A 13,332-nucleotide genomic window follows, 5' to 3' on the forward strand; every position below is an offset into this window, starting at 1 on the left:
AAATAAATACAAAAAAAAAGATCCTGAAATCACTTTCAGGATCTTTTAAAAGCTTCTACTTATTTAGTAGCGGTAATGCTCAGGCTTGTAAGGACCATCAACTGGAACACTGATGTAGTCAGCTTGTTCCTGGCTGAGTGTCGTGAGCTTAGCTCCGAGCTTGCCGAGGTGAAGTCGTGCTACTTCTTCGTCCAGCTCTTTGCTAAGGCGGAAAACACCAACTTTACGGTCAGCATTTTTAGCGATATCAATTTGAGCAATCGTTTGATTTGTGAAGCTGTTAGACATCACGAAACTTGGGTGACCCGTAGCGCAACCGAGGTTGATTAAACGGCCAGCTGCCAAGAGGTAGATGCTATTGCCATTAGGGAAAGTATAACGATCTACTGGACCACCTGGAATATCATCAGTCTTGATAGATGTTTTAGTAACGCCAGGCATTGCTTCGAGTTCGGCAATCTGAATTTCGTTATCAAAGTGACCTATATTACAAACGATCGCTTGATCTTTCATTTGGCTCATATGCTTAGCCGTGATAATGTCTTTGTTACCCGTAGTCGTAACGTAGATATCTGCAACTGGAAGCGCGTCTTCTACTGTTGTTACTTGGTAACCAGTCATACAAGCCTGGAGAGCACAGATTGGATCAACTTCAGAAACAAGAACACGTGCGCGTTCGTTTACGAGTGATTCAGCAGAACCTTTACCAACATCACCGAAACCACAAACCATGGCAACTTTACCTGAGATGAGAACATCCATTGCGCGTTTGATACCATCACAAAGTGAGTGACGGCAGCCATACACGTTATCGAATTTAGATTTCGTTACTGAATCATTTACGTTGATCGCTTGGAAAAGAAGCTCCCCTTTTTCTTCCATCTGAATAAGACGGTGAACGCCCGTAGTTGTTTCTTCTGAAACACCAACGATTTTTGGAGCAATCTTTGTCCAGTGACCAGGATGTGAAACAAGTACACGCTTGATAAGGTCGAACACAACTTGCTCTTCTTCGCTACTGGCAGGACCTTCAAGGAAGTCAGTATCACCACTTTCCGCTCTTACACCAAGGTGAATAAGCATTGTTGCATCTCCACCGTCATCAACGATCTGATCAGGACCAGAACCATCATTCCAAGTCAATGCTTTGAAAGTACAGTCCCAGTATTCTTCTAAAGTTTCGCCTTTCCAAGCAAAAACAGGCACGCCAGTGACTGCAATTGCCGCAGCTGCGTGATCCTGAGTTGAGAAAATGTTACATGAACACCAACGAACATCTGCACCAAGTGAAGTAAGTGTTTCAATAAGTACTGCAGTCTGAATTGTCATGTGGAGTGAACCCATGATCTTAAGACCAGCTAGAGGTTGTTCTTTACCATACTTCTCACGTGTAGCCATAAGACCTGGCATCTCGTGCTCAGCGATATCAAGTTCTTTACGACCGAATTCTGCGAGCGAGATATCCGCTACTTTATAATCTTCATTTGACATATTATTTACCTTGTTTTATTAAAAAATTTGTGACCTTCACTAATGAAAGCCTCATTTGATATTATTTCTTTAAATCTACTAATGTTTGATTGATGCGGTCCCATCCTGCTTCAGGAATGACTGCACCCATAACCTGCACAACTTCCGAACCAATTTTGTGGGCCAACTTAGTACTTTCTTCAAGACTCAAGTCATGCGCTAAGCCATAGAGGAAGCCACTTGCCCAAAGATCGCCTGCGCCAGTCGTATCTATAGCTTCAACTTTGTGAGCACCAACGAAGACTTTTTCGCCATCGCGTTGTACCCAAGCACCATCCGCACCGAGCTTTACGGCGACAATTGAACAATGTTTTGCCAAGCTCTCGATTGCCGCATGGGGATCATCACTACCGCAAAATGCTTTCGCCTCTTCTTCGTTAGCAAAAACCATATCAACATAATTCTCGAGAAGCTCTGGAAGCACGTCTTGATTAGCGTTTACCACTTCAAAAGAAGCCAAATCAACACTCACGGTACAACCTGCTTCTTTTGCTGCTTTGAAAGTTTTGAGAGCTAAATCGCGATTGAAGAGCAAATAACCCTCTAAATGCACGTGGTCTTGCCCTTTAAAATCTTCTGCCGTAACTTCTTCAACGAGAAGACCCGCCGCCGCTCCGAGATAAGGACGCATAGTTCTCTCTGCATCTGGAGTCACAAGACTGAGACATGTTCCTGTAGGAGTTTCTGGACAACGCTTGAATGCGTGATCCGAACCTCCTGCCTTAACAAAGGAATCTAAGAAATATTGCCCGCGTTCATCGCTACCAATTTTTCCGAGAAAAGCACCTGATACACCTAGGTTTAATAAACCAACAATCGTATTCGAAGCCGAACCGCCCGTAGCGAGCTCCTGTTCCGGTACATTGGCCAGCAAGTTTTGAAGCTGATCAAACTCAACCATGCACATACCGCCTTTATCACCTTCAATATTATCTACGTGCTCATGTGAAACACGTGCCAAAATATCAACGAGAGGCGAACCAACGCCCATGATTTTTTTAGACATGATTAAGCGATACCAGCTGCAGCTTTGAGTGCTTCAACTTTGTTAGTTTGCTCCCAAGGGAAAATTTCACGACCGAAGTGACCATAAGCAGCGGACTGCTGGTACTTCCAGCCTTTAGGAGTTTTGAGACCGAGTTCTGCGATAAGATCAGCTGGCTTCATTGAGAAAACTTCATTAACGATCGCTTCGAGTTGAGTATCATCATCGAGCTTACCTGTACCATAAGTATCAACATTCACTGAGATTGGGTAAGGAACGCCAATAGCGTAAGCTACTTGAATTTCACACTTATCTGCAAGACCAGAAGCCACAATATTCTTGGCTACATAACGGCTATAGTAAGCAGCTGAACGGTCAACTTTTGAAGGGTCTTTACCTGAGAACGCACCGCCACCATGTGAGCCAACGCCACCATAAGTATCCACGATGATTTTACGGCCAGTAAGACCAGCATCACCATGAGGTCCACCAATGATGAATTTTCCTGTCGGGTTGATGTGATAAGTAATTTCTTCTTTGAGGAGTTCTGCAGGAATAACTTCAGCCACAACTTCGCGAACTACTTTTTGGAGCTGAGCAATATCCATCTCAGCAGTATGCTGATGAGATACGACGATTGCTGTTACCGCAACTGGCTTGCCGAGTTCGTAACGAATAGAAACTTGACTCTTTGAATCGGGAAGCAAGAACTTGTACGCAGAATCATTCTTGCGAAGATCCGCTAAACGCTCAAGAATTTTATGCGAGTAATAAACCGGGGCTGGCATTAGAGCTTCGGTTTCGTTTGAAGCATAACCAAACATCATGCCTTGATCGCCTGCTCCTTGCTCAGTATGTAGACCCGCGCCTTCATCTACGCCCTGTGCGATATCCGCTGATTGTTCGTGGAGGCGAACTTGAACTTCACAAGTATCAGCGTTAAAGCCGATACCATTGCAAGTATAACCGATTTCGCGAATTGCCTGACGCGCTACCGCTTCGTAGTCCACATTAGAATTAGTAGTGATCTCACCAGCAACAACAACGAGGTCCGTTGTCACTAAAGTTTCGCACGCAACGCGGCTATTAGAATCGCCTGCAAGACATGCGTCAAGGATTGCGTCTGATACTTGATCAGAAATTTTATCGGGGTGACCTTCAGAAACTGACTCCGAAGTGAAAATGTGTGTGGCGTGAATTTTACTCATTTAAATATTCCATATTTATATATTTGCATAAACGAATATATGTAAAATACAGAACTTTTCAAACGAGTTTAATAAAACTTAAAGATTTTCTTTTCGGCGCTTCATAATTCGCCTTATTTATTCGTCAAAAACACCGGACTCCATAGCTTCACGCGCCTTAACAGTACAAGAATCAATAGCATTAAGGGCTTCTGCGTTACCACGTTCAGCCAAAGACTGTATAGCATTCAATACTGCAAACGGGGGAACATGCGGCTCTTCTTTCGTTCCGCGTGAATAAAGAATCAAGGCATCTAAAAAATCACCTAAGACTGAATCTTCCATCTTTTTAAAATTCTTATGCGTCGGAGCAACCATAAAGGCCCCTACCTGACTCGATGTGACATCGTAACCTGCCAATTCAAAAATATCCAAGATATCTCTTTTTTGTAAATTAAATGCGATTCCAACTTTCTTTAAGACTGTATTTGCTTCCATGATTTCTTCCTTGATTTTCTGATTTAATTCCACACAGTAAATCAATACTGAGAAAAATCCATAAAAAAACTTTTTTTGAGTCACAAGAGGCTTAGCTATCCTTTCTTTTTGAGCAAGACAAATTACTTTATCCAAAGCAATTTTAATTCGAGCCAATTATTTCCATGGAAAGTCCAAATACCCTCTTCCACAAAACCAAAGAGCGAGGTTTACACACCTTAATTTTCACCCTCCTCCTCATGGTCTTTATTTCAGTCATTTCATATACCCCTTCTGACATCAGTGCTATTACTGGCGGCAAGCTGGAACATCAATACTCTAATCTGTTTGGCGCCTTAGGTGCCCGAATTTCTTATTTCATGTTTTTAAGCTTTGGACTTGGCGCATATCCTATCACCATACTCATTTTCTCATCCGCAGTTCGACGACTCCTCAACCTCAATATCCACAAAACTAACTGGATTTACTTTCTTTCGATCATATTTTTCGCCAGCGGCATTTCTACATGCCTCGGCTGCTACCCCGACTTCATGCCTAGCTTATGTAAAAGCCTCAATATCTCACAAATCCCGGGTGGTGCACTAGGTAGCCTACTGGCTAATCCAGAACACGGCTGGCTTTATCACATCTGTAATCGACTTGGTTGCGTCATCTTATCCCTAGCACTCATCTCATACAGCCTTTATGTTTTCATGAGCTTTGATTGGCCTAAACAACATACTGAAAAAGTCGACGCCGATGATGAGCCATCATTCACTCCCAACAACTCAAATACTATACAAGATGAAGAAAAAGAAAAAAATACTTTTGCACAACTCAAAAATACCTTGGCATCTTGGTTCCAAACTAAACACGATGAAAGCGATGCTCTGCAAGAAGTCTCTAGCGAAGCTGCACCTGAGTACCTTCCTGCTGTAAGTGAAGAGATCTCAACCCTCGAAAAAGCCCCAGAACCTAGCCCGCGAAAAAGCTCCAAGAAAAACAAAGAAGCCTTAGGTGAACAAGAGCTCCCCTTAGCAGATACGCTTCCTCTTGAAGAAAACTTAGATCATATCATTGAAGATGAAAAACCCCACGAAATCTTCTCGGGTCAACTCACTGAACCTCAACAATCCACTCAAACCACTCGCTACAAACTTCCCTCTCTTGATTTACTCACTAACGGCGACTCCGAAATAAAAATCAGTCCTGAAGAAGTGCAGAGGAAAAAAGACATCATTCAAGAAACTTTAGAGCATTTCAAAATCAAAGCTCACATGGGCGAAGCTTTCCCTGGCCCACGTATCACTCTTTATGAAATCATTCCCGACAAAGGTGTGCGCATCGAGAAAATATCTAGTATCTCTAATAATCTATCCATGGAACTCCAGGCTCAAATGGGCATCCGGATTATCACCCCCATCCCTGGACGACGCTCAGTTGGTGTAGAAGTCCCGAATGACGAGGCTTCGAGTGTTTGGTTACGAGCTATGGTTGAGACTAAAGATTTCAAAAATTCTGATGCTATGATCCCCATCGTCTTAGGTAAAGATATATCTGGCAACACCTCTGTAATGGATTTAGCTCGCGCACCTCACTTACTTATTGCCGGCGCCACTGGTGCAGGTAAATCTGTGTTTATGAACTGCTTAATTATGAGTTTGCTCTATCGCTTTACTCCAGATGAATTAGAACTTATCTTGGTCGATCCGAAAAAGGTAGAATTTGCGCCCTACGCAAATATCCCTCACCTCGTCTGCCCTATCATCACTGAAGCCGAACAAGTCCCCTCAGCTCTACGTTGGGCATCATTCGAGATGGATGTTCGCTACGACCTCTTAGCTGCTGTTGGTGTTCGTAACCTCAGTGATTTTAATAACAGAAAGAAAAAGCCAACCGAACCTACTGAAGACAAAAATGGTAACTCCATACCTGAAAAACTGCCTTTAACGGTCATCATTGTAGATGAAGTCGCCGACCTCATGAGTAACAAAAACACACGTGCTGAAATTGAAAACTCTATTAGCCGTATTGCCGCAAAAGCTCGTGCGGTGGGTATCCACTTAGTCTTGGCAACTCAAAGTCCTCGTACCAATGTCATTACTGGGGTTATCAAAGCAAATTTCCCTACTCGTATCGCTTTCCAAGTGAGCTCATACACTGACTCCATGACTATTCTCGACGGCAAAGGCGCCGAGCAACTTCTTGGCCGTGGCGATATGCTTTTCAACCCACCAGCATCCTCTAATCTCTTACGTATTCAGTCCGCATGGACTCCTGACGAAGATATAGAAAAAGTGGTCGAATTCATTTCAAAGCAACAATCACAACGCTTTAAAGATATTGTAAAAACAGGTTCTGCTGAAATCGCAAACGGCACCGACGGAGAAGATTATGCCAGTGATGACGAACAACAAGATAGCATCATTTCACAGGCCATGGACATCATCCGACGTGATAAAAAAACCTCCATCTCTTACCTACAGAGAAAAATGCGCATCGGATACAATAAAGCTGCCAATATCATTGAAGAATTAGAAGACATTGGATTCCTAAGTGCCGCTGACCATACTGGCAAACGAGAAATATTAGACGACATCTACAAAAACCCCGAGGAGCCCTCATGAGCACTGAAGACGACAATTTATTCGAGCAAGAGCTCCCCCTCTACAACGAGACTCCCAAGCCACTCATCCTGAAAAAAGAACCGTCATCTTTGACTATTAAAGATAGTCCATATAATGACCAAGAAGAAGCAACACCTACGCAAAACACCTCTGGACTAACTATAAAAAGTCCTGCCAAAGCTGCTTCTATTGAATCCACTGAACAGCCACGCTCAGCTTTGAAAATAAAAAAAACAGACGACCCCAGCCCTACTCTTCGGATTAGAGCATTTTCTTCAGAAGAAACTGTCGAGCCAAAAAACATATCTAAGCTCTCCCCACAAACATCAGCTTCACCAGAACCCGATGACCTAGATCATGAGAACGCACCAGAGACTCCGTCGCATTCATACAGTGAAGAGAGTCACTCACCCAGCATTAAAGCATTACACATTAAAAACCCTAGTAATTCAGATTCTATCAAAAACTTAGAATACAATAAACCTGTTCCCGAACCAGGTGAGCACGCACCTCAAACAATCATCCTCCGCAATAAACCCTTACCTGGCGCACGTAGTAAACTTGCTCTCACAACGGTCGAGCCCGTCGATGACCAATACTTAAGTAACTCACTAAACACTCCTCCCCCTCACATTCAGGAATTAGAAGAATACGAAGAGGTTCTCAATACTGCAGCCCAAGAGAGTGTATTTGAATTAAGTAATAACGAACTCAATGACCAGGAAAATTCTGCTAGCGACACACAAGAAGAACTCTTCAATCAAATCCACACTGAGCCAGACACTGATAGCGCTCATAAAAAAAATTCTCCCACTATCTATGAAATGGAAGATGACTCCAGTATAGGCACGATGCTCATGAGCGCGCGTCAGAAAGCGAGCTTTACTATTAAAGAACTCGCTAGAAGAACCAACATCAAAGAAGCTTATATCATTGCTCTTGAAGAAGAGAATCGTTCTAATCTTCCAGATCCCATCTACACAAAAAGTTATATCAAAAACCTTTGTCATGAGCTGGAAATCGAATACCCTAAAGCATTAAAACTCTATGCAAATCTATGTGGCGAAGAATTTGATACTCAGTACAATATTGCCCAAAGAGGTCCAGATAAATACGCGAGTAAACCTGCGAATTCCACTCTACAAAAATGGAGTGCCATTGTCGTGATCTTTATAATTCTAGGTCTAATAACCTTCGGCTTCACTGCCAAACATTTCTACTCTCCATTACCAGTATTCAAAGAAAATGAACAAGTCAACTTAAATGATTTTCATCAAAAAATCATTATCCCCACTCCAAGATTAAACGTCCCCAATAAATAGGTCATAAGCATGTCTATCCATCCTCAAGCAGGAAAACTCCCTAAAGCAAATCAACTCCTCAATATTGAAGAATTACTATCCGCATACACTACACTCAAATTAGATTTAGCTCCCGTGAGCTTTGGCACTTCCGGACACCGCGGAAGCTCCCTCAAATCCTCTTTCAACGAGACTCATATTCTCGCCATCACACAAGCCATTTGCGAATACCGCAAATCTCAGGACATCAATGGCCCTCTATATATCGGCATCGATACCCATGCCCTATCAAAACCCGCACTACTCTCTTGCCTTCAAGTCCTTGCTGCCAATGACGTAGAAGCTCTTTACCAAGAGGATTTCGGCGTCACACCTACACCCGTAATTTCCCACGCCATACTCACCTGGAATCAAAAGAACGATTCTTTGGCCGACGGCATCGTCATCACCCCGTCTCATAACCCTCCCGAAGATGGTGGCTTTAAATATAATTCAATTGATGGCGGACCGGCGAATACCGATATCACTACTTGGGTAGAAAACCGCGCCAACGAAATTATTGCCGGAGCACTACTTGACGTCAATAAAATAAGTCAAGAACAAGCTTTAAGTTCAGCCAATATCAAGGCCTACGATTATATCCCAAATTACGTGAACGACCTTGAGAATGTTATCGACATGCAAGCTATTAAAGACGCAAAGATTAAAATTGCTGCTGACCCCTTAGGCGGTGCTAGCCTCCCTTACTGGCAGCCTATTATCGATAAATATGGCTTAGATATTACCGTAGTTAATAAATCAGTTGATCCAACTTTTAAATTCATGAGCTGTGATCGCGATGGCAAAATACGTATGGATTGCTCATCTCCATGGGCAATGAGTTCACTGATTAAACTAAAAGATCAATACGATATCGCTTTTGGCAACGATCCCGATAGCGATCGTCACGGTATTGTCACTCGCTCATCTGGCCTACTCAACCCCAACCATTATTTATCTGTTGCCATCCTCTATCTTTACCAAAATCGTTCACAATGGGATCCTCAATTAGAAATCGGTAAAACTTTAGTCAGCTCCAGCATGATTGACAAAGTTGGCACTGAACTCAAACGAACCGTATGTGAAGTTCCAGTCGGCTTCAAATGGTTTGTTGATGGTCTCGTAAACCACAAAATCGCCTTTGGCGGTGAAGAAAGTGCCGGTGCATCATTCCTAAGGAAAGACGGTTCTGTTTGGACCACGGATAAAGATGGCATCATCCTATGCTTATTAGCAGCAGAAATCCTCGCTGTCTCCAAAAAAGACCCAGGCGAACTCTATACTGAACTCACAAAAAAGCACGGTTCACCCATTTACGCACGCATCGATGCCGCCGCTAGCCCTGAACAGAAAAATAAACTCAAACAGCTCTCACCAGAGGATATCAAAGCCGACTCACTAGCTGGCTACCCCATCCTAGAAAAATTAAGTCACGCCAATGGAAATGGCGCCGCTATAGGAGGCCTCAAAGTGACCACAGAAGCTGGCTGGTTTGCTGCAAGACCATCAGGAACAGAGGACATCTACAAAATTTATGCTGAAAGTTTCATCAGCGAAGATCACTTAAAAGAGCTTCAGCAAGATGCTCAAAACATCGTTGATAACGCTATTAGCTAGTGCAATTATTCTACACCCCTTGCTCCAACAAAGAAGAAGCTAAAAAAATAGCTTCTTCTTTGCTGAGTGAAAAACTGATTGCCTGTGCAAACGTCATCCCAGGAATTAATTCTTTATATATCTGGGAGGGCGAGCTTCAGGATGTAGAAGAAGTAATTCTTCTGCTTAAGTGCAAGCAAGAATCTGCCAATGACGTCGAAAGCCGAATCTCTCAACTCCATTCCTATGACTGCCCATGTATCCTGCAGTTCACACCCGACAAGGTGAACCCAGCATTCAGCAAGTGGCTAAATGATAATTAAGATTTACTATCTCCGGAGTGCTTGCGCAATTCGTGAAGCAATCTCTTCGCTTTTGGATGCCCGGAATCAGCTGCAGACTGAAGGTACATTTTGCCACGATTTATTTCTTGCTTAACCGCATACTTGCCAAATATTAAAATCTGACCTAATTCAAACTCTGCGGGAACCCATTGTTGATTGGCTGACTTTTCTAAATAAGAAACACCCGTCAACCTGAACTCTCTCATGTTATACTTTTTTAGTCGCATACCATATGTAAACTGAAATTCTGAAACTCCACGATCGGCTAAATTCTTTTCTAAAAGCAGCTGCTGTTCACGGCTTGGCAAAAGAAATAAGTGCTTATCTCCCACTTGTGCTAAGCGTAACTTCATCTTCATCGCACCAACAGAATAGTTCTCTACTGCTGACTCTAAGTAGCCAATACCTTTCTTCGCACTAGCCTCGACAATCATTCCCTTAAGATAAAACTTCGCATATTCATAAAGACAAGGGCCATCATAATTATCTGCTCCAAGCTTAAAATAAGACAAGGCCTTATGCGGACTCCGCAGAGTCCCCCAACCAGAAAAGCTCATTTTCCCTAAATAGTAATTATTCTCAAACTCATCTTTCTTTGCGCGCGCCTCAAAGTAATCCCATGCTTTTTCAAACATTTTATCTGGATTCTCATCTTCAAATTTTTTAACTCTGGATTCCACTAAGAGTTTGGCAAGCGCATAATTGCAACGCTGCTCTCCAAAAATAACTCCACGTCGATACCACTCCGCAGCCTTTTTATATGACTGACGATAGCCATAGCCTTCCTCGTAAAACTGGCCAAGCTCATAACAAGCCGCTCCATTGCCTTGACTAGCAGACATCATAAACTGCTCTGCCGCATTAATAAAACTCGGTTCAAGACCCTGACCATTTTTATACAGCAGACCTAATAAGAGTTGAGAATACTCATCACCCTTTGCCGCACTATCTTTAAGGTCTTTAACACCAAAAGACTGTGCAAAACATGAAAGACTCAAAAACAAGAGTCCAAAGGCCAAAATTCTTTTATTCATTTTTTATCCTAAAACAGGAAAACCGCAATTCAAAAAAAATTGCGGCTAGCCTTAAATTCAATGTTATTTTTACTTACTCAAGTTCGCTTTGAACTACCCAATCACCAGATTCAGGTTTCACGACAATACGCTCATCTGTAATCGCTGCAGCTATTTTACCACCTGCTTTTTTTCCAAGTATTAAACCCAATATAATACCAACAAGACCAACTCCAGCTGCAATACCGATACCAATACCACCACCAATAACTGCTCCGCCAATACCTCCGGCCATGGCCACAACTCCACCAACAATACCTGCTTGGCTACCACTTCCTAAATCCTTGATTTCACAAAAGATAACTTCTTCAGAATCTTTAACTTCGCTTTCAATATATTTTGGAACATTCCTAACTGGCTTGCGCTTCTTAGGTGTCTTCTTTTGGGCAACAGGCGCTGGTGCGGCTTGACTTGGAGCTGGTGCCGCGGCTCGTACTGGCGCTGGTGCTGGACTATTTAATTCGCCCTTTGTAGGAATCACAAATTCAGCTGCACAATCAGGACACTCAACTACGGCTCCATAAAATTCATCCGATACTATAGGAAAACTCGCTGGACAACTCACACAATATACCGTGCCATTTTCCACATTAGCTTTTTGCATTGAAGGGGGCGCCACTGGCTGTTGCGGGGCTTTACTCTCGTCGCCTTTCTTCGTTTGCATCATACTCATACTTTTACGAGAAAGGATAACTGTACGTGTGTCACCAAAATCGTTCGCACTATCTCCACTAGGTCGAATTCCACTTCTCGGGGCTGGAGCAGCAGATGTTGAAGCTCCTGGGCGCGGTGGACGTGGCGGGCGTGGTATGTTGTCACTCATATATTATCTCACATTTATTTTTGACAAAAAATCTATACGGCTCATTTTCCATGAAAGATGAGCTCAAACTGCTGATAATATTACCATATCAGCAATTGTTATTCAACTAGAGCAAAGCCCTTTTTAAGCCCTCAACAAGAATTTATGCTAATAAATCTCTTGATTTTAATCTCCAAAGACTTAATATCAGATAATTAAGCGCTTCTTACCTTAACTAAAACTTAAAAACAAAGTCCAAAGTATGTTTGACGAAAGCTCTCCTTATTACTATTTCCTAATGTCCGACAACTTTGGTCGGTTTATTGTTCTACTCCTTTTCCTTGTCTCTATTCTCTCTTGGTTTTTAATGCTTGAGAAATGGATCGAAGTCAAAACGGCCTTAACTAATGCCTTTGATCTAAAGCGACAACTTCAAGATCGGGGCTCATGCCTTTTAAAGTGTACTCAGCAATTTGGCTCCGATAACCCTATTGGAAAAATCTACACCTCAGGTAACCACCAACTTATTTCCCTTTTACATACTAATGAGCATGAACTTTTATCATTCGCTCATGAAAATTTACTCCCCCGACAAATCTCCTCCATAGAAATAGAGTCAATTCGTAAATCGATGGAACAAGCCGTGAACGACGAAATCCTCCATTACGAAGGAAAAATGAGCTCTCTCTCGACGATCGTATCTGTCAGCCCTTTCTGCGGACTCCTAGGCACTGTATACGGTGTCATGACCTCCTTTGGCGGAATGGCGGAACATGGTTCGGCAAATATCGCAGCAATTGCCCCAGGCATTGCTGGCGCACTCTTAACCACTGTCGCAGGCTTGCTTGTTGCTATCCCTTCTGTAGTAGGCTACAATTTACTCACCGCAAAAATTCGCACCTTAATTTCACATATGGATAATTTTACCGATTTTTACGTCGGTAACCTTACCCTTCATCGTGTGAAGAAATAAAATGTCGAGGCGTCATCGCGAGAATACGGTTTTATCAAATATTGATGTCACCCCTTTAGTCGATATTACCTTTATCCTACTCATCACTTTCATGGTCACTATGCCCGCCATGGAAAACCGCATTAAATTGCCTCAAATGACTGATCAAGCACCCCCTCAACCCGAACAAGAAACTACCGTTTGGTACAATGCTGATGGAGAAGTCATTATCGAAGACGTAAAGCTCACCCTCGATGAACTTGAATCCTATATCCGTAACATGAATACAGACAATAAAATCTTCACGGTAAAAGCCGATGAAGGCCGCCCTTACGGAGAAGTCATTTCAGTCTTGCGCTCGATAAAAAAAGCAGGTATTAGCGATGTTTCACTTGGCACATCTAGCGAGAATTAGAATA

General features: G+C 42.7%; 12 protein-coding genes. 6 read left to right on the top strand and 6 right to left on the bottom strand.

What is annotated here, in order from left to right:
- Nucleotides 1–63: 63 nt before the first annotated feature.
- The 4 genes from ahcY to PQO03_RS19970 form a co-directional block, all read right to left on the bottom strand.
- A complete protein-coding gene (gene ahcY / locus PQO03_RS19955) occupies nt 64–1,491 on the bottom strand; it encodes an adenosylhomocysteinase (protein WP_274152876.1) in 1,428 nt (475 codons plus the stop codon).
- A gap of 61 nt (nt 1,492–1,552) precedes the next feature.
- Entirely contained in the window at nt 1,553–2,536 is a 984-nt protein-coding gene (locus PQO03_RS19960) for an adenosine kinase (RefSeq protein WP_274152878.1), read from the bottom strand.
- A gap of 2 nt (nt 2,537–2,538) precedes the next feature.
- A complete protein-coding gene (metK, locus tag PQO03_RS19965) occupies nt 2,539–3,723 on the bottom strand; it encodes a methionine adenosyltransferase (protein ID WP_274152879.1) in 1,185 nt (394 codons plus the stop codon).
- A gap of 117 nt (nt 3,724–3,840) precedes the next feature.
- On the bottom strand, nt 3,841–4,356 hold the full coding sequence (locus PQO03_RS19970; RefSeq protein WP_274152881.1) for a DUF1456 family protein: 516 nt from the start codon (nt 4,354–4,356) through the stop codon (nt 3,841–3,843).
- An 8-nt stretch (nt 4,357–4,364) separates the two neighbouring features.
- Here PQO03_RS19970 and PQO03_RS19975 point away from each other — a divergent pair, with 8 nt between their 5' ends.
- From PQO03_RS19975 to cutA, 4 genes are read left to right on the top strand one after another with little or no spacing between them, the layout of a single operon-like run.
- Nucleotides 4,365–6,806, top strand: coding sequence for an FtsK/SpoIIIE family DNA translocase (locus tag PQO03_RS19975; RefSeq protein ID WP_274152883.1), 2,442 nt, complete (start codon nt 4,365–4,367; stop codon nt 6,804–6,806).
- Nucleotides 6,803–8,128 carry a helix-turn-helix domain-containing protein gene (locus PQO03_RS19980; RefSeq protein ID WP_274152884.1) on the top strand — a complete coding sequence of 442 codons (1,326 nt, stop codon included), beginning with the start codon at nt 6,803–6,805 and terminating at the stop codon, nt 8,126–8,128. Before PQO03_RS19975 ends, PQO03_RS19980 begins: the two co-directional genes overlap by 4 nt.
- Before the next feature lie 9 nt (nt 8,129–8,137).
- Nucleotides 8,138–9,763 carry a phosphoglucomutase (alpha-D-glucose-1,6-bisphosphate-dependent) gene (gene pgm, locus PQO03_RS19985; RefSeq protein WP_274152885.1) on the top strand — a complete coding sequence of 542 codons (1,626 nt, stop codon included), beginning with the start codon at nt 8,138–8,140 and terminating at the stop codon, nt 9,761–9,763.
- Nucleotides 9,763–10,065, top strand: coding sequence for a divalent-cation tolerance protein CutA (cutA, locus tag PQO03_RS19990; RefSeq protein ID WP_274152887.1), 303 nt, complete (start codon nt 9,763–9,765; stop codon nt 10,063–10,065). The genes pgm and cutA overlap by 1 nt, the downstream gene beginning before the upstream one ends.
- Here cutA and PQO03_RS19995 read toward each other — a convergent pair.
- Complete coding sequence (locus PQO03_RS19995; RefSeq protein ID WP_274152888.1) at nt 10,062–11,120, bottom strand: tetratricopeptide repeat protein; 1,059 nt, start codon at nt 11,118–11,120, stop codon at nt 10,062–10,064. The two genes, cutA and PQO03_RS19995, sit on opposite strands and share 4 nt — an antisense overlap.
- 73 nt (nt 11,121–11,193) lie before the next feature.
- Nucleotides 11,194–11,982, bottom strand: a complete 789-nt coding sequence (locus tag PQO03_RS20000; RefSeq protein ID WP_274152890.1) for a hypothetical protein — start codon at nt 11,980–11,982, stop codon at nt 11,194–11,196.
- A gap of 346 nt (nt 11,983–12,328) precedes the next feature.
- Between PQO03_RS20000 and PQO03_RS20005 the strand changes: the two genes are divergently transcribed.
- Together PQO03_RS20005 and PQO03_RS20010 are read left to right on the top strand one after the other, a co-directional pair.
- A complete protein-coding gene (locus PQO03_RS20005) occupies nt 12,329–12,934 on the top strand; it encodes a MotA/TolQ/ExbB proton channel family protein (RefSeq protein ID WP_274152892.1) in 606 nt (201 codons plus the stop codon).
- A 1-nt stretch (nt 12,935) separates the two neighbouring features.
- The gene (locus PQO03_RS20010; protein WP_274152894.1) at nt 12,936–13,328 is read left to right on the top strand and encodes an ExbD/TolR family protein; all 393 of its coding nucleotides are present in this window, start codon (nt 12,936–12,938) and stop codon (nt 13,326–13,328) included.
- Nucleotides 13,329–13,332: the final 4 nt, after the last annotated feature.

The organism is Lentisphaera profundi (genome assembly GCF_028728065.1).
Taxonomy (GTDB): Bacteria; Verrucomicrobiota; Lentisphaeria; order Lentisphaerales; family Lentisphaeraceae; genus Lentisphaera; species Lentisphaera profundi.